This window comes from Novosphingobium profundi (genome assembly GCF_018491765.1).
Taxonomy (GTDB): Bacteria; Pseudomonadota; Alphaproteobacteria; order Sphingomonadales; family Sphingomonadaceae; genus Novosphingobium; species Novosphingobium profundi.
On record NZ_JABWCU010000009.1, the window covers coordinates 21,548 to 42,934 of the forward strand.

Consider the following 21,387-nt stretch of genomic DNA (forward strand, 5'->3'; position numbering starts at 1 on the left):
AGCACCGGAATATAGTGATGTTCTGGGTGCGTGAGGCAAAAAAATGTGGGAAGTAGAATAACGGGCGTCAACAAGGTGAACCTTTTCAGAGCATTGTAAGTAAATCTGAAAATCCCACCCTGTCCGCCAAGCGGCCCAGAACTGGCTCCTTTTCGGCTCTGCCCTCGAACTCAGACAAGTTCGCTGTGCTCCCCAGCTTAACAGCCTTGAGCCAAAGGCTCAGAGCCGCGTTTGCCCACGGGACATGCACCAAGGCCCGCATGTACGCAGTCCATGGTCGACCAGGCCATGATCGAGCACCTCTGCGATGAGTGGAAGCAAATTCACAACGCAAGATGTATGCATTCGCCAATGCCTGGTCCGGAACCGAAGATGGCAGATTTATCGTGTGAATGCCTGGCGTCGCGACCAAGGAAGGCACATTGCGGTCTTTCCAACCGTCTGTCCTGAAAGGTGCCTTCCAGGCCCCTCTCCCGAATTTCTATTGAGTTATTTTGCCGAGGCTATCAGCAGCCGTTGGACTTGTTGCCGTAGTGCTTCATGGCTTGTGCAAGGCCCTTGCCAGCGTGCTCGTTGGCCTTCTCCAGTGCCTTTTGGAGGCCTTGCGGAACCGCCTTGGCGTTAATCATCGACTTGGGCAGATGGCTCGCATGCGTACCAGCGAATGCCGTGCCACTGAGCGCAACCCCGGCAGCAATAACGGTAAATCCAATGGTAATCTTATTCATGACCCGTAGTCTCCATAGTTGATCTATTTAACGGACTATTTTGCCGACAAGTCAGTCTCACGGCCGGCTTGCAAACGTTCTCAATAGAGCATCCGACGGTCAAGCATGTATACCAAATCTAAACCATCTCGATTAAGACCTCATTTTCCTAAAGGCTATGTTCATCATTGAACACGGCAATACTTGGCGGCGTACCCCGCCTTAAAAATATGGCACCTCGCCCCACTTCCTCTTCTTTTTCGGGAGAGAATAGCCGTGCGAAGGCCCAGAGCGACGATGACAGGCCAGAGGCAAGTCGGTAAGCAAATCGGCCGAGAGGAGTAGCGATGTGAACGATGTTGGGCGGGGACCGGGGCCCCAAGCGGCGCGGCATAGGGCAAATTCCAAACCGTGACAGTTCTGGGAGTGATATTCGTCGGCCTCGGCTTGATGCTGAGCCTCTTTCTGGTTGCGGCAGGGGTCGAGCACCTTGACGAGACCAGGCGGCTTCGACCGAGGCTGCGCCAAGTCGCGCATACGCTGGCGCTCGGTGTCTATTGCACCAGTTGGACCTTCTATGGCTCGACCGGTACGGCGGTGACGGCAGGCTGGGCCTTCCTGCCGATCTATCTTGGCCCCATCCTGCTGCTGGTCTTTGCCCAGCGCTTCCTGCGCCGGTTAAGCCGCGCCGTGGCGCAGGAGCGCGCCACGAGCGTGTCGGACTTCATTGCATCGCGATTTGGTCACGACCCCGTCGTGGCGCGTCTCGTCACGCTGATCGCACTCCTCGGGACCATTCCCTATCTCGCGCTCCAGTTGCGCTCGATCGGCAATGCCTTGACGACGGTGTCAGGTTCGCCGATCGCGCCCCCGGCGATGATCGTGGCGACGGTCCTCCTCACCTTGTTCGCGATCCTTTTCGGGGCACGCCGTTTCGAACTTGCCGGCCGGAGCGAGGGCCTTCTCTTCGCAATCGGGCTCGATTCGGCGATCAAGATCGCTGCGCTCGGAATCGTCGCGCTACTGGCCGTCGTGCTTCTGGCGGATGCCCAGGCAGCGAGCGTCGATCGCGGGCTGACGTCCCTGCGCGAAATTTTCTCCGCCAATCGCCTGACTTTCGATGTCCCGGTAATCCTGCTCGTATCGACTTTCGCGATCATCGCCCTGCCCCGCCAATTCTACATGGGTTTCGTCGAGGCCCGCGGCGAAGAGGACATGAACCGGGCCAGGTTCGGCCTCGTTCTCTACCTCGCCGCGATGGCGGTGATGATCGTCCCCATCGCGCTTGCCGGGCAGGCCCTTCTTCCGATCGGCACGCCGCCCGACCTCTACGTCCTTCGCCTTCCCGATTGGGCGGGATCGAACATCGCCCTGGCCGCCGCCTTGCTCGGCGGCATCGGCGCGGCCGCTTCCATGGCTATCGTCGATACGACCGCCCTTGCCACGATGGTCTCCAACGACCTGCTCGCGCGGGCCGTGATCGGCTCCCAGGCCGCGCTGGGCGCGGGGCAAATTGGTCGGCGCATGCTGGTCCTGCGCCGACTGTCGATTGCCGGCATCATGATGCTCGCCCTGGCCTTTGCGCTTCTCGTCGACCAGGATCGTTCGCTCGCCTCGATGGGCCTCGTCGCTTTCGCGGCGATGGCGCAATTCACCCCCCACCTGCTGCTGGCGGTTCAGGGCCGCGACCGGGATCCGTTTGCCGCGCGCGCCAGCCTGACGATCGGTCTCGTCGCCTGGGCCTATTGCCTTGCACTCCCGCCGATCCTGCCGCCGGGCTGGCTGGAGCTCCTCCATGACACCCTGCTCGATCCCGAAAGGTTGTTCGGCATCGGTCATGCAAGCCCCTTCGTCCATGGCGTGCTCTGGAGCCTGACGCTCAACATCGGCGTCCATGCCCTCGCCGCCGCGCGAAAAATGCCAGCCCCCGCCCTGCCGCGCCTGTTCGCGGCCTCGCGCCGGGTCTCCAATCGGGGCGAGCTCGAGCAGTTCGTGGCCAGCTTCATCGGCGAGGAGCGCGCGCTTGGCGTCTTCCCCGAGGCCGAGCACGGTCTGGCAGTCGACCGGTCGACCGCACACCGCGCCCAGGCGCTGATCGCCGAAGTCGTCGGAGCCTCGTCGGCGCGCACGCTGGTCGCCTCGGCACTGGCGAGCGGGCAGATGGACATCGCCGACGTCACCCGCCTGCTCGACGAAGGGGGGCAGTCACTGCGTTTCTCGCGCCAGTTGCTGGCCGCAACCTTCGAGAACATCGATGCCGGGATCAGCGTCGTCGATGCCGAACTGAACCTGATCGCCTGGAATTCGCGCTACGAGGATATCCTCAAGTACCCGACCGGAATGCTCCACGCGGGCATGCCGATCGAGACGCTGATCCGGCACAACGCCGAGCGGGGCGATTTTGGCACCGACGATGTCGAAGCCGCGATTTTACGGCGCCTCGATCACCTGCGAGCGCGTCAACAGCACAGCTTCGAGCGCCGGCGCGACGATGGCCGCGTGGTCAAGACGGTGGGGGGACCGATGCCCGGCGGTGGCTACGTCATGTCCTTCACCGACGTGACCGAGGAAGTACGCGTGCGCGACGAGCTCGAGCGCACGCTGGCCGAGATGGAGGGCCGGGTCGAGGACCGCACGCGCGAATTGCGCGAGGCCAACCGGCTGCTCGCGCGCGCAACGCAGGACAAGACGCGCTTTCTCGCGGCGGCCAGCCACGACCTGCTGCAACCGCTCCACGCCGCGCGCCTGTTCACCGCGGCACTCGGGCGCAAGACAAGTGCCGACGCCCAGCCGCTCGTCACCCGCGTCGACAACGCCATCGTCGCCGCCGAGGAACTGCTGCGCGCCCTTCTCGACATATCGCGCATCGATGCTGGCGGCGTCACGCCCGATCCCGAACCCGTGGCGCTTGCCCCGTTCCTGACCGACCTTGCCGAGAGCTTCCGACCAAGCGCCGAATCCAAGGGTCTGCGCCTCAAGATCGGATCCTTGCTTGGCCAGGTCGAGACCGATCCGGGCCTCTTGCGCTCGGTCATGCAGAACTTTCTCTCGAACGCGATCCGCTACACCCGCCATGGCGGTGTCGTGGTCGGGGTGCGCCGGCGCGGCGATTGGCTGCGGATCGACGTGGTCGACACCGGTGTGGGTTTCTCACCAGAGGAAAGCCAGGCGATCTTCGGTGAATTCACCCGCCTGGGCGCCGTCGAGGCCGAAGGGTTGGGGCTGGGCCTCGCGCTCGTCGAACGGATCGTGCGCCTGCTGGGAGGACGGCTCGAGGTTTTCTCGAACCAGGGGCGCGGAAGCCGTTTCAGCCTTCTTCTCCCTCGCGCCGGCGAGCTGCCTGCCGTCGCGATGCACGAAGATGGTCCAGCGACGCCCCATGCCGCCTGTCGGCGTCTCGCCGTCCTCGTCGTCGACAACGACCGACGGATCGTGGACGCGACGGTCGCGCTCGTCGAACAGCTCGGCCACCGGGCCCGGGGCGTTCGCAACGTCGCGCAGGCTCTGGCTTGCGCGGGCGAAGTTGACGTGGTCCTGGCCGACTATCGCCTCGATGCGGGCGAGACCGGCACCGGCCTGATCGTCGCGCTGCGAACTTTGCGCCCGGGGCTTCCCGCCGCGATCCTGACGGCAGAGCCCAATGGCGAGGTGCGCGAGCGCGCTGAAGCGCTGGGCGTGCCGATCTTTGCCAAGCCCGTTGCTCCCGATCTCATCGAAACGTTCCTCGCCACGGTCTCAGTGGCGCAAGTGCAGCCCGAGTGAGCGCGCGACGAGCGCGGCCTGGGTTCGGTTGGTAACGTCGAGCTTGCGCATGACGGCCGTCATATGGGCCTTAACCGTGGCCTCGCTGACCCCAAGGCTATGCGCGATCTGCTTGTTGAGCTGACCGTCAAGCACTGCAAGCAGGACCTTGAGCTGCATCGGGGTCAGCCCGGCCACACTTTCGCGGATCGGGTCGAGATCGCTTTGCACTTGGGCCGAACTGCGGGGCATCGAGGAGGTTCCGTCGAGGGCTTTGGCGATGGCGTTTTCAATCACCGACAAGTCCGCGTCCTTGCGCAGGAAACCGCGCGCGCCAAAGATCCGCGCCTCATCCGCCGCATTGTCGCCTTCGGCGCTCGACACGACCAGAATGGGCACCTCGGGGCGCTCCGCGTGCAACAGGGCAATGCCCGAAAAGCCGACGGCTCCGGGCATTTTGAGATCGAGAAGGATCAGGCACAGGTCCGTCGTCGTCGCGACGGCCGTGGAGGCGGCCACCAGCGTACCGGCCTCCACGATCGTCGCGTCGGGAGCGACTTGCCCCACCGCCAGGGCCAGCGCCTGGCGGAACAGCGGATGGTCATCGGCGATGAGGATGCTGCGACTCATCCCCGAGGCCTAGCACCGCCGCATCATGCCGTCGCGGGCTGCGGGCGGTTTTCGATCAGGTTGTCGACCACCGAAGGATCAGCGAGCGTCGAAGTATCCCCCAGGTTGGAGAAGTCGTTCTCGCCGATCTTGCGCAGGATGCGGCGCATGATCTTGCCCGAGCGGGTCTTGGGCAAGCCGGGGGCGAACTGGATCACGTCGGGTGTCGCGATCGGGCCGATTTCCTGGCGAACCCACTTGATCAGCTCGCGGCGCAAGTCCTCGTCGGGCTCGACCCCGCTGTTGGTGGTGACGAAGGCGTAGATGCCCTGCCCCTTGATCTCGTGCGGCATGCCCACGACCGCCGCTTCTGCGACCTTATGGTGCGCGACCAGCGCGGATTCGATTTCGGCGGTGCCCATGCGGTGGCCCGAGACATTGATCACGTCATCGATGCGGCCGGTGATCCAGTAGTAGCCATCCTCGTCGCGGCGGCAGCCGTCGCCGGTGAAGTAGAAGCCCTTGAAGGTGCTGAAATAGGTCTGGAAGAAGCGCTCATGATCCCCCCAGACGGTGCGCATCTGCCCCGGCCAGCTGTCGGCGATGACAAGGCAGCCTTCGCCCGCTCCGGTGATTTCCTTGCCGTCGTTGTCGAGCAGCATCGGCTTCACGCCGAACATCGGCTTGGAAGCGGAGCCGGGCTTCAGGGCCGTTGCTCCGGGCAGCGGCGTGATCATGACGCCGCCGGTTTCGGTCTGCCACCAGGTGTCGACGATCGGGCAGCGCCCCTCGCCCACCACGGTGTAGTACCAGGACCAAGCCTCCGGATTGATCGGTTCCCCGACGGATCCCAGCACGCGCAAGCTCTTGCGGCTTGTGGTCTTCACATAGTCGTCACCCTCGCGCATGAGCGCGCGCAGCGCGGTCGGGGCGCCGTAGAAGATCTCGACCTCGTACTTGTCGACGATCTGCCAGAAGCGGCTGGCGTCGGGGAAGCTGGGTACGCCCTCGAACATCACGGTCGTTGCCCCGTTCATGAGCGGACCGTAGACCACGTAGGAATGGCCGGTGACCCAGCCGATGTCGGCGGCACACCAGTAGATCTGGCCGGGGCGATAGTCGAAGACGTACTGGTGCGTCATCGAGGCCCAGACCGAATAGCCGCCGGTCGTATGGAGCACCCCCTTGGGCTTACCGGTCGAGCCGGACGTGTAGAGGATGAAGAGCGGGTCTTCCGCGTGCATCTCCTCGGGCGGGCAGTCCGGCGACTGGCTTGCGACGCTGCTCGCCCAATCGATGTCACGCCCCTCGACCATCGGCACTTCAGCCCCGGTCCTTGCCAAGACGATGACCGTCTCGACGCCCGGACAGCCGGAAAGCGCGGCGTCGACGTTGGCCTTGAGCGGTACGCGCTTGCCGCCGCGGAGGCCTTCGTCGGATGTGAGCACGATCGAGCTGTCACAATCGACGATGCGTCCAGCAAGGGCGTCGGGCGAAAAGCCCGCAAAGACGATCGAGTGGATCGCACCGATCCGCGCGCAGGCCAGCATCGCCACCGCCGCCTCGGGCACCATCGGCAGGTAGATCGTCACCCGCTCGCCCTTCTTGACGCCACGCGCCTTCAGGAGATTGGCGAAGCGGCACACATCCTCATGCAACTGGTGATAGGTGATGCGGCGTTCGGGGTCCTTTGGATCGTCGGGCTCCCAGATGATCGCAACCTGATCACCGCGTTCGGCGAGATGGCGGTCGAGCGCATTGGCGCACAGGTTGAGCGTGCCGTCGGTGAACCACGAGATCCCGAAATCCTCCTCGTGGTAGCTCGTCTGCTTGACCACGGAGAAGGGCTTGATCCAATCGATGCGTTGCGCCTCGTCGCGCCAGAAGCCCTCCGGATCCTCCAACGAACGCTGGTACTTCTCCATGTAGCTGGCTTCGTTGATCAGCGCATTCTCGCTCCAGTCCTGCGGGACGGGATAGACGGCCTCGACCATAGACATCTCCTCTCCGGTATGTTGCGCACCGGTTGATCCGGGGTTTGACCGAGCTCTAGCACAAGCCACGAGCCGCCACGACATTAGACAATGGTCGTAGGCCTGCGCCAAAGGTCGGGATAGCGTGCACCCGCCTTCTCTCCAAAGATAGGAACGCCGAGGAACGATCCCAAGAGAGAGGATGGGCCCCGGCATTGGAGGAGAGGATCAATGTCGAGAAACAGGCCGCTGGCCTGTGCCTTGCTGGCTGCGAGCAGTCTTGCCGCGCCGCAACTGGCACGGGCCGCCACAACCGAACGGGAGGCCGCCCTTGAGGCCAGGCTCGAACGTCTTGAAGCCGAAATGCAGCAGTTGCGCACCGACCTTGCCTCGGCGCGCGAGGCCCAGGCGAGCAGCGACAATCGCAGCGAACAGGCGCTTGCCAATGCCAGCGCACGCGACGCGACGACCGAAGCCAGGATCGCCGCCGTCGAGAAGGCCGACAAGGTCTCCGGCTTTCAGGTCGGAGCGACCCGGTTCACCCTCGGGGGCTTCGTCAAGGTGAACGCGATTTCCTCCCGCTGGAGCGAAGGCGACGTGGGCGTGGGGGCGCTCGGCAAGGAATTCTATCTGCCTCAGCAGATCCCCGTGGGAGATGCCCCGTCCAGCCACGACATGACCATCATGGCCCGGCAGACCCGTTTCTCGCTGGGGGCTGCAACGCCGGTGGGCGACAAGGAGATCAAGGGCTACCTCGAATTCGACTTCGCGATCGCCACCGCGCCTGCCGGCGCCCAGCGCGCGACCAACGCCTACACGCCGACGCTGCGCCGGGCCTTCATCCAGTATGGCCCCTGGCTGATCGGCCAGGAATGGTCGACGTTCCAGAACGTTGCCATACTTCCGGAATCGACGGATTTCGCCGGATCGATCGAAGGAACGGTGTTCAATCGACAACCTCTCGTGCGCTATACCCATGGCCTCGCGCCCGGGCTCGAACTGGCACTGGCTCTCGAAAACCCGCAGACCGAAGTTCTGCTCGGCACGAGCACCGGCTACGCCGACTACGACGAGGACAGGCTGCCCGATCTCGTCGGCCGCCTCAACTGGGCGCCTTCCTTCGGTTCCTTCGCGCTCGCCGCGATCGCCCGCGAAATGCGCACCGAGGAAAATGGCCATAGCGAGACGGCCCTGGGCTGGGGCCTGTCCGGTTCGGGCAAGATCCTGTTCGGGCACGGGGACCGCCACGATCTGCGCGTGATGGTAACTTATGGCGAGGGCATCGGACGGTATATCGGTCTCGGCTTTGTCGGCGATGTCGTTCAGACCGCGGCGGGTTACGATCTTGAACCCATCACCAATTTCGCAGCCACCGGCGCGCTGCGCCTTGCCTGGGGCGGAACCCTGCGCTCCACCTTCATGGGCGGCTACCAGAGCGCGGGCTATCCCGCAGGCTACCTCGTCAACGATCTTGCCAACAAGCGGTCGTGGAGCGCGGCGGGCAACCTGTTCTGGACTCCGGTGAGCCACTTCGACGTGGGCGTCGAATACCGCCACGCGGTGCGCGAGACCGTCTCGGGCGCCGACGGGGCGCTCGACCGCCTGGAGTTTGCCGCGAAGTACAGTTTCTAGATAAACAACCCCGTGGCCAAGGCCGCATCGAATTGGGAGAGAGAGCAATGGCGACAACATACGATGCCTTGCCAAAGCATCACAGGGCTACCGGCAACGAGAAGCTGGTGATCACCGCCTCGTCGCTGGGGACGGTGTTCGAATGGTATGATTTCTACCTCTACGGCCTTCTGGCCAGCTTCATCTCGCGCACCTTCTTCTCGGGCGTGAACGAAACCACCGGGTTCATCCTCGCGCTGGGTGCCTTCGCGGCGGGCTTCGCGGTACGCCCCTTCGGCGCGCTCGTCTTCGGCCGCGTGGGCGACCTGGTCGGACGCAAGTACACCTTCCTCGTGACAATGGGGCTGATGGGCGTATCGACCTTCGCGGTCGGCCTCCTGCCCGGATACGACACGCTGGGCATCGCCTCGCCGATCATCCTCGTCGCGCTGCGCGTGATCCAGGGCCTTGCGCTTGGCGGCGAATACGGCGGCGCGGCGACCTACGTTGCCGAACATGCTCCCCAGAACCGGCGCGGCCTCTACACCAGCTTCATCCAGATCACGGCGACCTTCGGTCTGTTCGCCGCGCTGCTGATCGTCCTTGGGGTTCGGACCGGGATGGGCGAGGACACCTTCGCCGGCTGGGGCTGGCGCGTACCGTTCCTGCTTTCGGCAATCCTGCTCGCAGTTTCGATGTGGATCCGCCTGCAGTTGAGCGAAAGCCCGGTCTACCAGAAGATGAAGGAAGAGGGCACGACCTCCAAGGCGCCGCTCACCGAGGCCTTCGGACAGTGGGGCAACCTCAAGTTCGTGCTGATCGCCCTGTTCGGCGCGGTCGCCGGCCAGGCGGTGGTCTGGTACACTGGCCAGTTCTACGCGATGTTCTACCTGGAGAAGATCCTCAAGGTGGACGGGGCAACGACCAACTACCTCATCGCCATCGCGCTGGCGCTCGGCACGCCGCTGTTTGTCTTCTTCGGCTGGCTGTCCGACCGGATCGGGCGCAAGTACATCATCCTGGGCGGCTGCCTGCTTGCCGCCGCCACCTACTTCCCTGCCTTCCACGCCTTGTCGGAAGCGGCCAACCCGGCGCTTGCGCGCGCAACACTGGCCGCCCCCGTGGTCGTCACGGCTCATGAAGGCGAGTGTTCGTTCCAGTTCGATCCCATCGGCAAGAACAAGTTCGACGCCACCAGCTGCGACATCGCCAAGGCCTACCTCGCCAAGAACGGCATCAACTACACCAATGCCGCAGCGCCAGCGGGCACCGTGGCGAGCGTGGCGGTGGGCGGTACCGCGCTCGTCGCCCCCGATCCGGCGCAGGTCACCGGACCCGCGCGCGCCGAAGCCATCGCCGCCTACCAAGGCGAAATCGGCAAGGCCCTCGCCGATGCGGGCTACCCTGCCGCTGCAAATCCGGACGAGATCGACACCGTCAAGGTTGTCGCCATCCTGTTCTACCTCGTGGTGCTGGTGACGATGGTCTACGGACCGATCGCGGCCATGCTGGTGGAACTGTTTCCGACCAAGATCCGCTACACCTCGATGTCGCTGCCCTATCACCTGGGCAATGGCTGGTTCGGCGGCTTCCTGCCCACCACCGCCTTTGCGATGGTCGCGGCCACGGGCGATATCTACTACGGTCTGTGGTACCCGGTGGTCGTCGCGATCCTGACCGTGGTGATCGGGGTGATCTTCCTGCCCGAAACGTTCCGTCGAAATATCGATGAATGATTGAACCGGACGTCAACAGGTGATCCACTGCGTTCGTCTGCGTACCCTGTTTTCAAGCAAGGCCTGATTTCAATCAAGGTACGCGGGCGTTCGCAAGTCTAGAGGAAATTCTGCACCCTCCCCCTACGGAGTATTCCAGATGTCCACAGTAACCGCCGTCACGCTTCCCACCCGCTCCGGCATCGAGCTCGACATCCGTCCGGCGACCGAGGACGACGCGACAATCCTCGCCGAATTCTTCGACCGCGTAAGCGACGAGGATCGCCGCTTCCGCTTCCTCGCCGCCGCCGAACATGTGAGCCCCGAACAGCTCGCGCCGATGGTCCAGGCCGACCACTTCCGCACCGAATCCTGGCTCGGCTTCGACACCGAAAGCGGCGAGCTGATCTCCTCGGGCCTGCTCGCCTGCGACGGTCCGCTCGATACCGGCGAGATCGCGATCTCGGTCGCCAGCGCCTACCGCGGCAAGGGCGTGGGCTGGGCCATGCTCGACTTCCTCGCCAAGCAGGCCCAGGCCCGCGGATGCCGCCGCGCCATCGCCATCGAGAGCCGCGACAACCACGCCGCGATCGAGCTCGAGCGCGAAAAGGGCTTCACGCCCGAACCTTTCGACGGCGACCCCACGATGGTCGTGCTGTCGAAAGCCTTTCGATAGCGACCACACCGGCGGCGTCCCACCCGTAAGAGAGCAATAGGGGACGCCGCCCGAGGAGGAGAGGATCATGAAGGACCTGTACGAGCAGTGCCGGGCGCGCAGTCTTGCCGACCCCGAAAGCTTCTGGCGCGAGGCAGCCCACGCGATCGACTGGATCTCGCCGCCCGAAACCATCCACGATCCCGAGCACGGCTGGTTCGCCGGGGGAACGCTGAACACCGCCTGGAACGCGGTCGACCGACACGTAGCCGAAGGTCGCGGCGCGGCTTGCGCCCTCATCTACGACAGCCCTGTCACCGACACCGTGCGCCGGTGGTCCTACGCCCAATTGCTGGACGAGGTCGGCCGGGTCGCGGCGATGCTCTCGGCGCGTGGAGTTACCAAAGGTGACCGGGTAGTCATCTATATGCCGATGATCCCGCAGGCGGTCTTTGCGATGCTTGCCTGCGCTCGCCTCGGCGCGATCCATTCGGTCGTCTTCGGTGGCTTTGCCCCGCACGAACTCGCCAAGCGCATCGACGATGCCACGCCGCGCGTGGTCCTTACTGCCTCGTGCGGAATCGAGGGCACGCGCACGATCGCCTACAAGCCCCTGGTCGACGCGGCTCTGTGCGCAGCCCATCATCAGGTGGAGAGCGTCATCGTATTCAACCGCGATGCCCTGCCCGCCAAGATCGACGCCCCGCGCGATCACGATTGGGAGGCCCTGCGGAGCGTGACCGCGCACCATCCGGTCCCACCCTGCGCACCAATGGCATCCGACGATCCGCTTTACATCCTCTATACTTCGGGCACGACGGGTACCCCCAAGGGCGTCGTTCGCGAGAACGGCGGGCACGCGGTCTCACTCGCCTGGACGATGAAGGCGATCTTCGGGATCGAGGCGGGCGATGTCTTCTGGGCTGCCTCGGACGTAGGGTGGGTCGTAGGCCATAGCTACATCGTCTATGCCCCGCTGCTCGCCGGAGCGACCACGGTCCTCTTCGAGGGCAAGCCGGTCGGCACGCCCGACGCCGGAACCTTCTGGCGCGTGATCGAGCGGCATCGGGTGAAGACCTTCTTCACGGCCCCGACGGCAATCCGCGCAATCCGCAAGGAGGATCCGGACGCGAGCTTCCTCGGCCAGATCGGCACTGGAGCCCTTCGCGCCATCTTCCTGGCTGGTGAACGCGCCGATCCCGAGACAATCGCCTGGGCGGAAGGGCACACTGGCCTCCCGGTCATCGACAACTGGTGGCAGACCGAGCTCGGCGCACCGGCGATCGCGACGTGCTTCGGGTTGGGCGATAGCCGGCGCAAGCGTGGCAGCGCCGGCTTTCCTGTACCCGGCAACCATTTTGCGATCCTGGGCGAAGACGGCCAGCCCGTCCCCACCGGCAAGAGCGGCGCCGTCGCGATGAAGCTCCCGCTGGCGCCGTGCGCCTTCCGCAGCCTATGGAACAACCCCGAGGGCTTTGCGAAAAATTTCCAGACCTTTCCCGGTTACTACGAGACCGGCGATGCGGGCCACTTCGATGCCGAGGGTTACCTCCACATCATGGGACGCACCGACGACATCATCAACGTGGCCGGCCACAGGCTCTCGACCGGGCAGATGGAACAGATCGTGGCTTCGGTTGACGGTGTGGCGGAATGCGCCGTGATCGGCGCGGACGACGGGCTCAAGGGCCAGGTCCCGGTGGCCTTCATCATCGCCCGCGCCGAAGCGCCCGAACTCGAAACGCTCGCATCGCGGGCAATCGCACGCGTCCGGGCCGAACTGGGTGCGGTCGCCGCGCTCAAGACGGCCTACCTCGTCCCGCAACTGCCCAAGACGCGCTCGGGCAAGATCCTGCGCAATGCCCTTCGCAAGATCATGAGCGGGGAGGACTTCGCGCCGCCACCCACGATCGACGATCCTTCGTCACTCGAAGCGATCCGCTCGGTCGTGCACCCGCGCGCCGCCGCGTGAAATGCACAGGTTATGCGCATCTTATCCACAAGTTATCCACACATGCGGGCCTAACCGAGGAGGTGCGCTAACCCGTTCGCAAACGTGATCGAGCCAAGGCCTAATGCCCAACAGCAAAGGCCTTGTTTCGTGTCGACATCCCCTCCGCGCGCACCGCGCTGCGAAATCATGTTGATCTGCGAAGTGCGGCAAGGCTCGCGCCCCTGGCGCCTGGTCCGTCTCGAAGACCTCTCTCCCGAGGGCTTTCGCATCGCCTGGCTTCCCGATGTGCAAGCGCACGTTCCGCTGCGCATTCGCATCCCCGGCCTTCAGATGCTTACCGCCGAAGTGCGCTGGACCAAGGGCGATGGCGTGGGCTGCGCCTTCACCGCACCGCTCCACGTTGCCGTGTTCGAGCACCTCGTTCGCCAGAGGAGCGACTGACACGAAAAAGGGCGGACCGCGATGGCCCGCCCTTCCCGTTGATTGCCCTGTCGCGCGATGCGCGATCAGATGTGGATTGCGCGTCCGAAGGCGGCGAGCACCGATTCGTGCATCGATTCCGAGATCGTCGGGTGCGGGAACACCGTTTGCATCAGTTCGGCCTCGGTCGTCTCGAGCGTCTTGCCCACGACGTAGCCCTGGATCATCTCGGTCACTTCCGCGCCCACCATGTGTGCGCCCAGCAGTTCGCCGGTCTTGGCGTCGAACACGGTCTTCACGAAGCCTTCCGGTTCGCCAAGCGCAATCGCCTTGCCGTTGCCGATGAAGGGGAACGTGCCCGCCTTGACGGTGTAGCCCGCTTCCTTGGCCTTGGCTTCGGTCATGCCGACCGAGGCCACCTGCGGGTGGCAGTAGGTGCAGCCCGGGATGTTGTTGCGATCGAGGCCGTGCGGGTGGACGTCCTTGTTGCCCAGTTCCTGTGCGATAGCTTCGGCCGCAGTCACGCCTTCATGGCTCGCCTTGTGGGCCAGCCAGGGTCCGGGCGTGCAGTCGCCGATGGCCCACAGGCCCGGAACACCGGTGCGGCCATAATCGTCGATCTGGATGAACCCGCGGTCGAGCTTGGCGCCGACCTTTTCCAGACCCACGTTCTCGGTATTGGGCACGATGCCCACGGCCGAGATCACATGGCTGTAGGTCTCTTCGGTGACCTTGCCGTCCTTCGCCTTGATCGCGACCTTGACGTCCTTGGCACCGGCCTTGACCGACTGCACCGCCGCTTCGGTCAGGATCTTCATGCCCTGCTTGGTCAGTGCCTTTTCCATGAAGGCCGAGACGTCCTTGTCCTCGACCGGCATGATCCGGTCGAGCATTTCGACGATCGTGACCTCGACGCCCATGTCGTTGTAGAAACTCGCGAACTCGACGCCGATCGCGCCCGAGCCCATGACCAGCAGCTTGGTCGGCATTTCGGTCGGGGTCATGGCGTGGCGATAGGTCCACACGCGCTTGCCGTCGACCGGCGCGAACGGCAGTTCGCGTGCACGGGCGCCGGTTGCGACGATGATGTGCTTGGCCGAGATCGTTTCCTTGCCGGCTTCGCCAGCCACTTCGATCTTGCCGCCGCCAAGAAGCGTCCCCGTGCCCATGTGCACGGTGATCTTGTTCTTCTTCATCAGGTGCGTGACGCCCTGGTTGAGCTGCTTGGCCACTCCGCGCGAACGCTTGACCACGGCGTCGAGATCGGCGCGGATGTTGTCCGCGGCGAGGCCGTAGTTCTTCGCGTGCTGCATCTGGTGGAACACCTCGGCCGAGCGCAGCAGCGCCTTGGTCGGGATGCAGCCCCAGTTGAGGCAGATGCCGCCGAGCAGTTCGCGCTCGACAATCGCGGTCTTGAGGCCCAGCTGCGCGGCGCGGATCGCCGAAACATAGCCACCGGGGCCGGAACCGAGGACGATGACGTCGTAGGAAGCTGCCACTGTCTTAATTCTCCTGTTCGATTACGCGGGGCCGCCCCGCATCGTCGATCGCGACGAAGGTAAAGACCGCCTGGGTCACCTTCACGCGCTCTTCTTCGTAGCGATGGCGACGCCAGGCCTCGACGGCGATCGTCATCGAGGTCCGGCCCACCTTTTGAATGTCTCCATAGACGGTCACTTCGTCACCGATGCTGACCGGCTTGTGGAACTGCATGGAATCCATGGCGACGGTCACCGCGCGGCCACGCGAATAGCGCGCCGCGACAAGGCCGGCGGCCATGTCCATCTGGCTGACCAGCCAGCCACCGAAGATGTCGCCATAGGCGTTGGTGTCGGCCGGCATCGCGGAAACACGGATCGTCGGCTCCCGCTTGTCTGCAATCATATCGGGCATTTCATGCCTCCTTCACGGCCTCCGAAAGCGCCTGCGCTATCGGGCGTGGCCGGTCATCCTCACCCAGCACGACGAACGTGAAGGTGCCGTTGGCGACCTCCACCATGTCCTCGCTGGCCCGCGCCCGGCCGAAACCGCGCGTACGCACCGTCATCGAGGTGCGCCCGACGCGGGCAACCTCGGCATAGACGTTGAGCTCGTCGCCCACTTGCATCACGCCCGGAAACGCGAAATCGGTCGCACCCACGACCACCGCCTTGAAACCCGTGCGGCGGGTCACGAGCGAGCTCGCACCCAGCGCCAGCTGGCACATCAGCCAACCGCCGAAGACCCCGCCGTAAGGGTTGAGATCGGTGGGCATCGCGGTGACGCGAATGACAAGGTCACCCGCACCGCGATCCCCGGCCTCGTGCGTCATCTCAGGCGATCAGCGCCAGCGGGTTCTCGACGAGATCCTTGAACGCGGCCATCAGGCGCGCGCCGTCGGCACCGTCGATCGCGCGGTGGTCGAAGCTGCCGGTCGCGCTCATCACGGTGGCGACGCCCAGCGAACCGTCGTCCATGACCCAGGGTTGCTTCTGACCCGCGCCAATGGCCATGATCATCGCCTGCGGGGGGTTGACCACCGCCGAGAACGACTTGATGCCCATCATGCCCATGTTCGAAATCGAAGCCGTACCGCCCTGGTATTCCTCGGGCTTGAGCTTGCCTTCCTTGGCGCGGCTGCCCAGGTCCTTGGTCATCGTGGCGATCTGCGAGAACGACTTGTTGTTCGCGTCGGGCACGATCGGGGTGATCAGGCCGCCCGGGATCGAGACCGCGACCGAGATGTCGGCCCGCTCGTACTTGATGAGCTCGCTGCCGGCGAAGGCGACGTTGCACTCGGGCACTTCCATCAGTGCCAGGCCCAGCGCCTTGATCAACATGTCGTTGACCGAGACCTTGATGCCGCGGCTCGCCAGCGTCTCGTTGACCTGCGCGCGCAGCGCCATGAGCTTGTCGAGCTTCACGTCCACCGAAAGGTAGATGTGCGGCGCTTCCTGCTTGGACTGCGTGAGGCGCTTGGCGATGGTCTTGCGCATGCCCGAAAGCGCTTCGATCGTGTGCGGAATGCGCTCATCGAGGATCGCCGAGGCGCTGGCCACCGGTGCGGGAGCCGCAGCCGGGGCGGCAGGAGCGGCCGACGCGGCGGCAGGCTTGGCTGCGCCGGGCTGCGCGGCTTCGATGTCGGCCTTGACGATGCGGCCATTCGGGCCCGAGCCCTGGACCGAGCCGAGATCGACGCCCTTGGCTTCGGCAAGACGGCGCGCCAGCGGCGAGGCGGCAATGCGGCCCTCGCTCGCCTTGGGCGCGGCCGGAGCCGGTGCCGAAGCGGCAGGCGCGGGGGCTGCGGCCGGAGCAGCAGCGGCCTCGGCCTTGGGCGCCGCCGGAGCGGCCGAAACGGAAGCACCCGCCAGGGCCGAGGCATCCTCGCCTTCTTCGGCGAGAAGCGCAATGACGGTGCCGACCTTCACGCCCTCGGTGCCCTCGGGCACGGCGATCTTGCCGATCACGCCTTCATCGACCGCTTCGAACTCCATCGTTGCCTTGTCGGTTTCGATCTCGGCCATGATGTCGCCGGAGCTGACGGTATCGCCTTCCTTCACCAGCCATTTGGCCAGCTTGCCCTCTTCCATGGTGGGGGAAAGGGCGGGCATCTTGATCTCGATGGGCATGGAAGCTGTTATGTCCCTTAATTCCGTGGGAGGTTGTTCGGGTTGCCCCTTCATTGAACAAGTTGAGCTTTGCGCACAAGCTCCCAACGTGTGCTTTTTTCGCATATGGGATGGGTTGCGCGCAGGCTCAATAGCCCCGATAAGGCGCGGGAGAGGACGGACATGCGCGTATATCTGGTCATTGTGGACGAAAGCGACGAGGCTCTCGTCGCCCTGCAATATGCAGCAAGGAGAGCTGCAAAAACCGAAGGTGCACTTCACCTTCTTGCAATCGTACCCCCACAGGAGTTCAACGCGTTTGCCGGCGTGCAGGCCACGATCGAGGAAGAGGCACGCGCCCGCGCCGAGACGCTCGTCACCGCGGCGGCGGGCAACCTGCTCTCGCAAGGCGCGAAGATGCCGCTGATCTCGGTCGAAGCCGGCGAGGACATCAAGGTGGTGCGCAAGTACCTCGAGGACCACCCCGAGGTCTCCGCGCTGGTGCTCGGTGCCGCGCGCGAGGGCGGTCCGGGCCCCCTCGTCTCGCACTTCACCGGCTCGGGCCTTGCCCGCATGGCCTGCCCGGTCTTCGTGATCCCGGGCAGCCTCGACGACGATGCAATCGAGCGTCTTGCCGACAACTAGGGCCGGTCACCTGATGCCGTTCGCCTGGCGGGCGACTAGCGCTTCTTGCCGCGCCCCTGGTGGCGGATATTGTTCGGGCGACCGCGCTTGCCAACAAGGTGCTGGCCCTTCTTCTTGAGCGCCATCGGCTTGCCGCGCGGCTCGATCCGGCCGCCGCCTTCCTCGAGCTCGAACTTGAGCGCACCGGTCAGCGCATTCGCCTCGGCAAGACGCAACGGCAGGATCTGGCCGATGGCGTAGCTCGTGCCGGTTCGCTCACCTTCGAGGACTTGCGCTTTCTCGTCATAGGCGAAACGTTCATCGCCCAGCGTCGAAACAGGCACGAGCCCATCGCCGCCGAGCGAGAAGATCGTTGCGAAGAAGCCGAACTTCTGAACGCCGGTGATGCGGCAGTCGAACACTTCACCCACGCGCGAGGCGAGCCAGGCCGCGACATAGCGGTCAATGGTTTCACGTTCGGCTTCCATCGCCCGGCGCTCGGCCTGGCTGATGGCGTCGCTGACGCGGCCCAGATCCTCGCGGTCGCGCTCGGAGAGGCCGCTGGTGGCGGGGATCTCACCTCCCGGTGCGGGCTGTTCGAGGTGGTAGGCATCTACGAGCGCACGGTGGACAAGCAAGTCGGCGTAGCGGCGGATCGGCGAGGTGAAGTGTGCGTACGAACCCAGCGCCAACCCGAAGTGCCCCGCATTGCGCGGGCCATAATAGGCCTGTGTCTGGCTGCGCAGCACCGCTTCCATGATCAGCGCCTTCTCGCTCTCGTCGGCGATGTCCTTGAGCAGGCGGTTGAACAGGCCGGGCGTGATGACCTGGCCCATCGCCAGCTTCTTGTCGAACGTGGCGAGGTAGTCCTTGAGCGCAACCAGCTTCTCGCGGCTCGGCGTCTCGTGGATGCGGTAGACGACGGGTGCGACCTTGGCTTCGAGTGCCTTGGCCGCCGCGACGTTGGCCGCGATCATGAAGTCCTCGACGACGCGGTGCGCATCGAGCCGCTCGCGCGTGGCGATCTCGGTGATGCGCCCCTTCTCGTCGAGCTTCACGCGGCGCTCGGGCAGTTCGAGCTCGAGCGGATCGCGCGCCTTGCGCGCCTCGGCCAGCGCCTTCCAGCAGGCCCAAAGCCCTTGCAGGTTCTCGCCCGCCCGCCCCTCGTCGATGCGCGCCTGCGCCTCTTCGTAAGCGATGACCTCGTCGATGCGCACGATGGCGCGGGTGAAGCGCCAGTCGACGACTTTGCCCTTCGCGTCGATCGAAAGGTGGCAGGCCATGGCCGCGCGGTCCTCGCCCGAGCGCAGCGAGCAGACATCGGCGCTCAGGATTTCGGGCAGCATGGGCACGACGCGGTCGGGGAAATAGACCGAGTTGCCGCGCTTGCGTGCCTCGCGGTCGATCGCTCCGCCCGGACGCACGTAGAACGAAACGTCGGCGATCGCGACAAGCGCATCGAAGCCGCCGGACGCGTTGGGCTTGGCCCAGATCGCATCGTCGTGGTCGCGCGCGTCGGACGGGTCGATCGCGACGATCGGCAGGTGGCGCAAGTCCTCGCGGGTGTCGGGGTTGAGCGGGACCTTCGCGACCGCCTCGGCCTCGGCCAAAGTTTCCTCCTGGAAAACATTGGGGATGCCGTGCTTGTGGATCGCGATCAGGCTGAACGCCTTGGGCGCGAGCGGTTCGCCCAACACCTCGGTCACCTTGACCGAGGCGCGGATCGACTTGCCAATAGGCTCCGCCAGCACGAGCTCGCCGGCCTCCGCGCCGCCCAGATCGCTGATCTTGGACGACTGGCGCACCCGCTTGTCGACGGGCTGGAGCCAGGCACCGCCGGCCTTGTCGATCTCGACCACGCCCAGCATCTGCTCGGAGCGCAGCGCGAGCTTCTTCATCGGATAGCCGCGCCACCCCGTTCCGGTTTCCTCGGTCCGGGAAAGTACGCGGTCACCTTTCTTTAGCGCGCCCATCGGGTTGCGCTTGCCCTTGGGCTCGACGAGCCGGATGCGCGGGGGCGGGGTTGCGTCCTCGGGCTGCCAGGTGTCGGGCACGGCCACTGCCTCGCCTTCGTCAATGTCGATCACGCGCAAGACGGTAACCTTGGGTAACCCGCCCATGCGGTGGAACGCGGTGCGGTTACCGTCGATCAGGCCTTCCTCGGCCATGTCCTTGAGCAGCGCCTTGAGCTGGATCTTCTCGTTGCCCTTCAAGGCAAAGGCGCGCGCAATCTCGCGCTTGCCGGCGGGGCCGTCAGCGTTCTGGATGAAGTCGAGGATCTGCTTGCGCGTCGGCAGACCCGGTTCGGGCCGATGTTTGGGAGCCATGCCCCTGCCATGGGACACCACGCGCGCGAATGCAATGGGGCGTGAGAGCCCCTCCGGCGCGTCAGTCCTGCGCGAGGGGGTGGAACCCGCCGCCCGGCACCGCCGCCGCGATCGGGCTCGAATGGCCAGCGGCGCTCTGCGCGCTGACACCGATGATCCAGTCGTCGCCGCGCAGGCCCTCGAGCTTGACGCTCGTCTCGCTGGTCTTCGCAACTAGCGGGGTCGCTTCCCATTCCGAGGCATCGGTGGCGCGCTTCCAGACCGTGTAGGCCACGGCCCCCGGCACGGGCCGCCAGGTGACGTCGGTCCAGGTCTTGACCGCCGCGTCGGCACTGGGCGCGGGCGGCATCGGTGCCAACGCCAGCGCCTGCAGCGCGGCAATATTGAGGTCGGTCACCTTGGCCAGATAGGGGAAATCCATGTACTTGATCGTATCGCCGTAGAAAGTGCCCTTCTCGGTGCGCAGATCCTGATGCTGGTGGTCGTAATTTTCCACGGCCACCGTGAAGCGCACTGCCGGATAGCCCAGTTCCAGGAAGGGAAGCTGGTCGCCGCCGCGCCCCATGCGGTCGGCCCGCCAGATCTGGCGTACGTCGAGCGCATCACCTTGTACCGGCGCAAGACCGGCGATGAAGCGCGAAAGATTGCGCCCGGGGCTGTCGTTCTCGCCGCCGAAGCGGCGCGCGGCCGCGCGGGTCTTGTCGTTGGCGTCGGCCCGTGGACCTTCGGAGAACAGACGTACGTGCGCATCGTCGCAGTAGCCGTCCGAGCCGCACGATCCGCCGACGATATCGTTGTTGAGAACGGCCTTCACCGTCCAGCCTTGCGCCTTGGCGTAGTCGGCCAGTACCTTGCCACCAAGCAGGCCCTGCTCTTCGCCCGAAAGGGCGGCGTAGACGATCGTCACCGGATAGCGATGCTGCGAGAGAACGCGCGCGGATTCGAGCACCAGCGCGACGCCCGAAGCATCGTCGTTGGCGCCGGGTGCATCGCTCTTCGCATCCATGACGTCGCTAACACGGCTGTCGATGTGCCCCTGCACGATGACGACCTCGTTGGGTCGCTCGGTGCCCTTCTGGATGGCCACCACGTCGACGATCCGGGTCGGGTCGGGCACGCGTGGGCCGGTCACCGTGTCTTCCGGCTGCACGACCTGGAGGCAGTTGCCGCAGTTCACGCCGATCCGGCCGAACTCCGCCGCCGCCCAGGCGCGCGCCGCACCAATGCCGCGAACCGGGTCACTCGCGGAAGAGAGCGTGTGGCGCGTGCCGAACGAGACGAGCTTTTCGACGTCGGCGCGCAGACGGTCCTGCGATGCCTTCGCCACCGTCTGCGCGCTCGCGAACGGAACCTGGAGCGAGGTGGAAAGAAGAGCGAGAGCGATCAGGTGTTTACGAGCTATCATGGCTCGCAGTGTTCCGTCACGAGCTGCGGAAAGCAAGCCCCGGTGTCACCCCCTCGACA

Annotated in this window: 16 protein-coding genes; 7 read left to right on the forward strand and 9 right to left on the reverse strand. The window is 65.1% G+C overall.

Features of this window, described 5'->3' with window-relative positions; all coding sequences use genetic code 11:
* Positions 1 to 506: 506 nt before the first annotated feature.
* Entirely contained in the window at positions 507 to 728 is a 222-nt protein-coding gene (locus HT136_RS11300) for a hypothetical protein (protein WP_214199880.1), read from the reverse strand.
* A gap of 429 nt (positions 729 to 1,157) precedes the next feature.
* Between HT136_RS11300 and HT136_RS11305 the strand changes: the two genes are divergently transcribed.
* Positions 1,158 to 4,469 carry a hybrid sensor histidine kinase/response regulator gene (locus HT136_RS11305; protein WP_214200083.1) on the forward strand — a complete coding sequence of 1,104 codons (3,312 nt, stop codon included), beginning with the start codon at positions 1,158 to 1,160 and terminating at the stop codon, positions 4,467 to 4,469.
* Here the strand turns inward: HT136_RS11305 and HT136_RS11310 are convergent.
* Positions 4,443 to 5,078 carry a response regulator transcription factor gene (locus tag HT136_RS11310; RefSeq protein ID WP_214199881.1) on the reverse strand — a complete coding sequence of 212 codons (636 nt, stop codon included), beginning with the start codon at positions 5,076 to 5,078 and terminating at the stop codon, positions 4,443 to 4,445. The two genes, HT136_RS11305 and HT136_RS11310, sit on opposite strands and share 27 nt — an antisense overlap.
* A 23-nt stretch (positions 5,079 to 5,101) precedes the next feature.
* Positions 5,102 to 7,051, reverse strand: coding sequence for an acetate--CoA ligase (acs, locus tag HT136_RS11315; protein ID WP_214199882.1), 1,950 nt, complete (start codon positions 7,049 to 7,051; stop codon positions 5,102 to 5,104).
* Between the two features lie 210 nt (positions 7,052 to 7,261).
* Here acs and HT136_RS11320 point away from each other — a divergent pair, with 210 nt between their 5' ends.
* From HT136_RS11320 to HT136_RS11340, 5 genes are all read left to right on the forward strand, one after another.
* Complete coding sequence (locus tag HT136_RS11320; RefSeq protein ID WP_214199883.1) at positions 7,262 to 8,662, forward strand: DcaP family trimeric outer membrane transporter; 1,401 nt, start codon at positions 7,262 to 7,264, stop codon at positions 8,660 to 8,662.
* A 47-nt stretch (positions 8,663 to 8,709) separates the two neighbouring features.
* Positions 8,710 to 10,377: an MFS transporter gene (locus HT136_RS11325; RefSeq protein ID WP_214199884.1), complete on the forward strand. Its 1,668-nt coding sequence runs from the start codon at positions 8,710 to 8,712 to the stop codon at positions 10,375 to 10,377.
* A 139-nt stretch (positions 10,378 to 10,516) separates the two neighbouring features.
* On the forward strand, positions 10,517 to 11,032 hold the full coding sequence (locus HT136_RS11330) for a GNAT family N-acetyltransferase (protein ID WP_214199885.1): 516 nt from the start codon (positions 10,517 to 10,519) through the stop codon (positions 11,030 to 11,032).
* A gap of 67 nt (positions 11,033 to 11,099) precedes the next feature.
* Positions 11,100 to 12,983 (forward strand): AMP-binding protein, encoded by a 1,884-nt coding sequence (locus tag HT136_RS11335; RefSeq protein WP_214199886.1) that lies wholly within the window; start codon positions 11,100 to 11,102, stop codon positions 12,981 to 12,983.
* Positions 12,984 to 13,112: 129 nt separating this feature from the next.
* Positions 13,113 to 13,406 (forward strand): PilZ domain-containing protein, encoded by a 294-nt coding sequence (locus HT136_RS11340; protein ID WP_343222171.1) that lies wholly within the window; start codon positions 13,113 to 13,115, stop codon positions 13,404 to 13,406.
* A 65-nt stretch (positions 13,407 to 13,471) separates the two neighbouring features.
* Here HT136_RS11340 and lpdA read toward each other — a convergent pair whose 3' ends face one another.
* From lpdA to HT136_RS11360, 4 genes are read right to left on the reverse strand one after another with little or no spacing between them, the layout of a single operon-like run.
* Positions 13,472 to 14,884 (reverse strand): dihydrolipoyl dehydrogenase, encoded by a 1,413-nt coding sequence (gene lpdA, locus HT136_RS11345; protein ID WP_214199887.1) that lies wholly within the window; start codon positions 14,882 to 14,884, stop codon positions 13,472 to 13,474.
* Positions 14,885 to 14,888: 4 nt separating this feature from the next.
* Positions 14,889 to 15,269 carry an acyl-CoA thioesterase gene (locus HT136_RS11350; RefSeq protein WP_214200085.1) on the reverse strand — a complete coding sequence of 127 codons (381 nt, stop codon included), beginning with the start codon at positions 15,267 to 15,269 and terminating at the stop codon, positions 14,889 to 14,891.
* A gap of 10 nt (positions 15,270 to 15,279) precedes the next feature.
* On the reverse strand, positions 15,280 to 15,696 hold the full coding sequence (locus HT136_RS11355) for an acyl-CoA thioesterase (RefSeq protein WP_246543630.1): 417 nt from the start codon (positions 15,694 to 15,696) through the stop codon (positions 15,280 to 15,282).
* A 1-nt stretch (position 15,697) separates the two neighbouring features.
* Positions 15,698 to 16,993 carry a pyruvate dehydrogenase complex dihydrolipoamide acetyltransferase gene (locus HT136_RS11360; RefSeq protein ID WP_214199888.1) on the reverse strand — a complete coding sequence of 432 codons (1,296 nt, stop codon included), beginning with the start codon at positions 16,991 to 16,993 and terminating at the stop codon, positions 15,698 to 15,700.
* Positions 16,994 to 17,155: 162 nt separating this feature from the next.
* On the opposite strand from HT136_RS11360, the gene HT136_RS11365 reads away from it, so the two are divergent.
* Entirely contained in the window at positions 17,156 to 17,617 is a 462-nt protein-coding gene (locus HT136_RS11365; RefSeq protein ID WP_214199889.1) for a universal stress protein, read from the forward strand.
* 35 nt (positions 17,618 to 17,652) lie between these two features.
* Here HT136_RS11365 and rnr read toward each other — a convergent pair whose 3' ends face one another.
* Together rnr and HT136_RS11375 are read right to left on the reverse strand one after the other, a co-directional pair.
* Positions 17,653 to 19,923 carry a ribonuclease R gene (gene rnr, locus HT136_RS11370; protein ID WP_214199890.1) on the reverse strand — a complete coding sequence of 757 codons (2,271 nt, stop codon included), beginning with the start codon at positions 19,921 to 19,923 and terminating at the stop codon, positions 17,653 to 17,655.
* A gap of 61 nt (positions 19,924 to 19,984) precedes the next feature.
* Entirely contained in the window at positions 19,985 to 21,328 is a 1,344-nt protein-coding gene (locus HT136_RS11375) for a M28 family peptidase (RefSeq protein WP_214199891.1), read from the reverse strand.
* Positions 21,329 to 21,387: the final 59 nt, after the last annotated feature.

Excerpts from the sequence above, each read along its gene's own strand:
- HT136_RS11305 (WP_214200083.1), top strand. The coding sequence starts at position 1,158 with ATGCTGAGCCTCTTTCTGGTTGCGGCAGGGGTCGAGCACCTTGACGAG.
- rnr (WP_214199890.1), bottom strand. The coding sequence starts at position 19,923 with ATGGCTCCCAAACATCGGCCCGAACCGGGTCTGCCGACGCGCAAGCAG.
- HT136_RS11325 (WP_214199884.1), top strand. The coding sequence starts at position 8,710 with ATGGCGACAACATACGATGCCTTGCCAAAGCATCACAGGGCTACCGGC.
- HT136_RS11330 (WP_214199885.1), top strand. The coding sequence starts at position 10,517 with ATGTCCACAGTAACCGCCGTCACGCTTCCCACCCGCTCCGGCATCGAG.
- HT136_RS11335 (WP_214199886.1), top strand. The coding sequence starts at position 11,100 with ATGAAGGACCTGTACGAGCAGTGCCGGGCGCGCAGTCTTGCCGACCCC.
- HT136_RS11375 (WP_214199891.1), bottom strand. The coding sequence starts at position 21,328 with ATGATAGCTCGTAAACACCTGATCGCTCTCGCTCTTCTTTCCACCTCG.
- HT136_RS11365 (WP_214199889.1), top strand. The coding sequence starts at position 17,156 with ATGCGCGTATATCTGGTCATTGTGGACGAAAGCGACGAGGCTCTCGTC.
- HT136_RS11350 (WP_214200085.1), bottom strand. The coding sequence starts at position 15,269 with ATGATTGCAGACAAGCGGGAGCCGACGATCCGTGTTTCCGCGATGCCG.
- HT136_RS11355 (WP_246543630.1), bottom strand. The coding sequence starts at position 15,696 with ATGACGCACGAGGCCGGGGATCGCGGTGCGGGTGACCTTGTCATTCGC.
- HT136_RS11300 (WP_214199880.1), bottom strand. The coding sequence starts at position 728 with ATGAATAAGATTACCATTGGATTTACCGTTATTGCTGCCGGGGTTGCG.
- HT136_RS11320 (WP_214199883.1), top strand. The coding sequence starts at position 7,262 with ATGTCGAGAAACAGGCCGCTGGCCTGTGCCTTGCTGGCTGCGAGCAGT.
- acs (WP_214199882.1), bottom strand. The coding sequence starts at position 7,051 with ATGGTCGAGGCCGTCTATCCCGTCCCGCAGGACTGGAGCGAGAATGCG.
- HT136_RS11310 (WP_214199881.1), bottom strand. The coding sequence starts at position 5,078 with ATGAGTCGCAGCATCCTCATCGCCGATGACCATCCGCTGTTCCGCCAG.
- HT136_RS11360 (WP_214199888.1), bottom strand. The coding sequence starts at position 16,993 with ATGCCCATCGAGATCAAGATGCCCGCCCTTTCCCCCACCATGGAAGAG.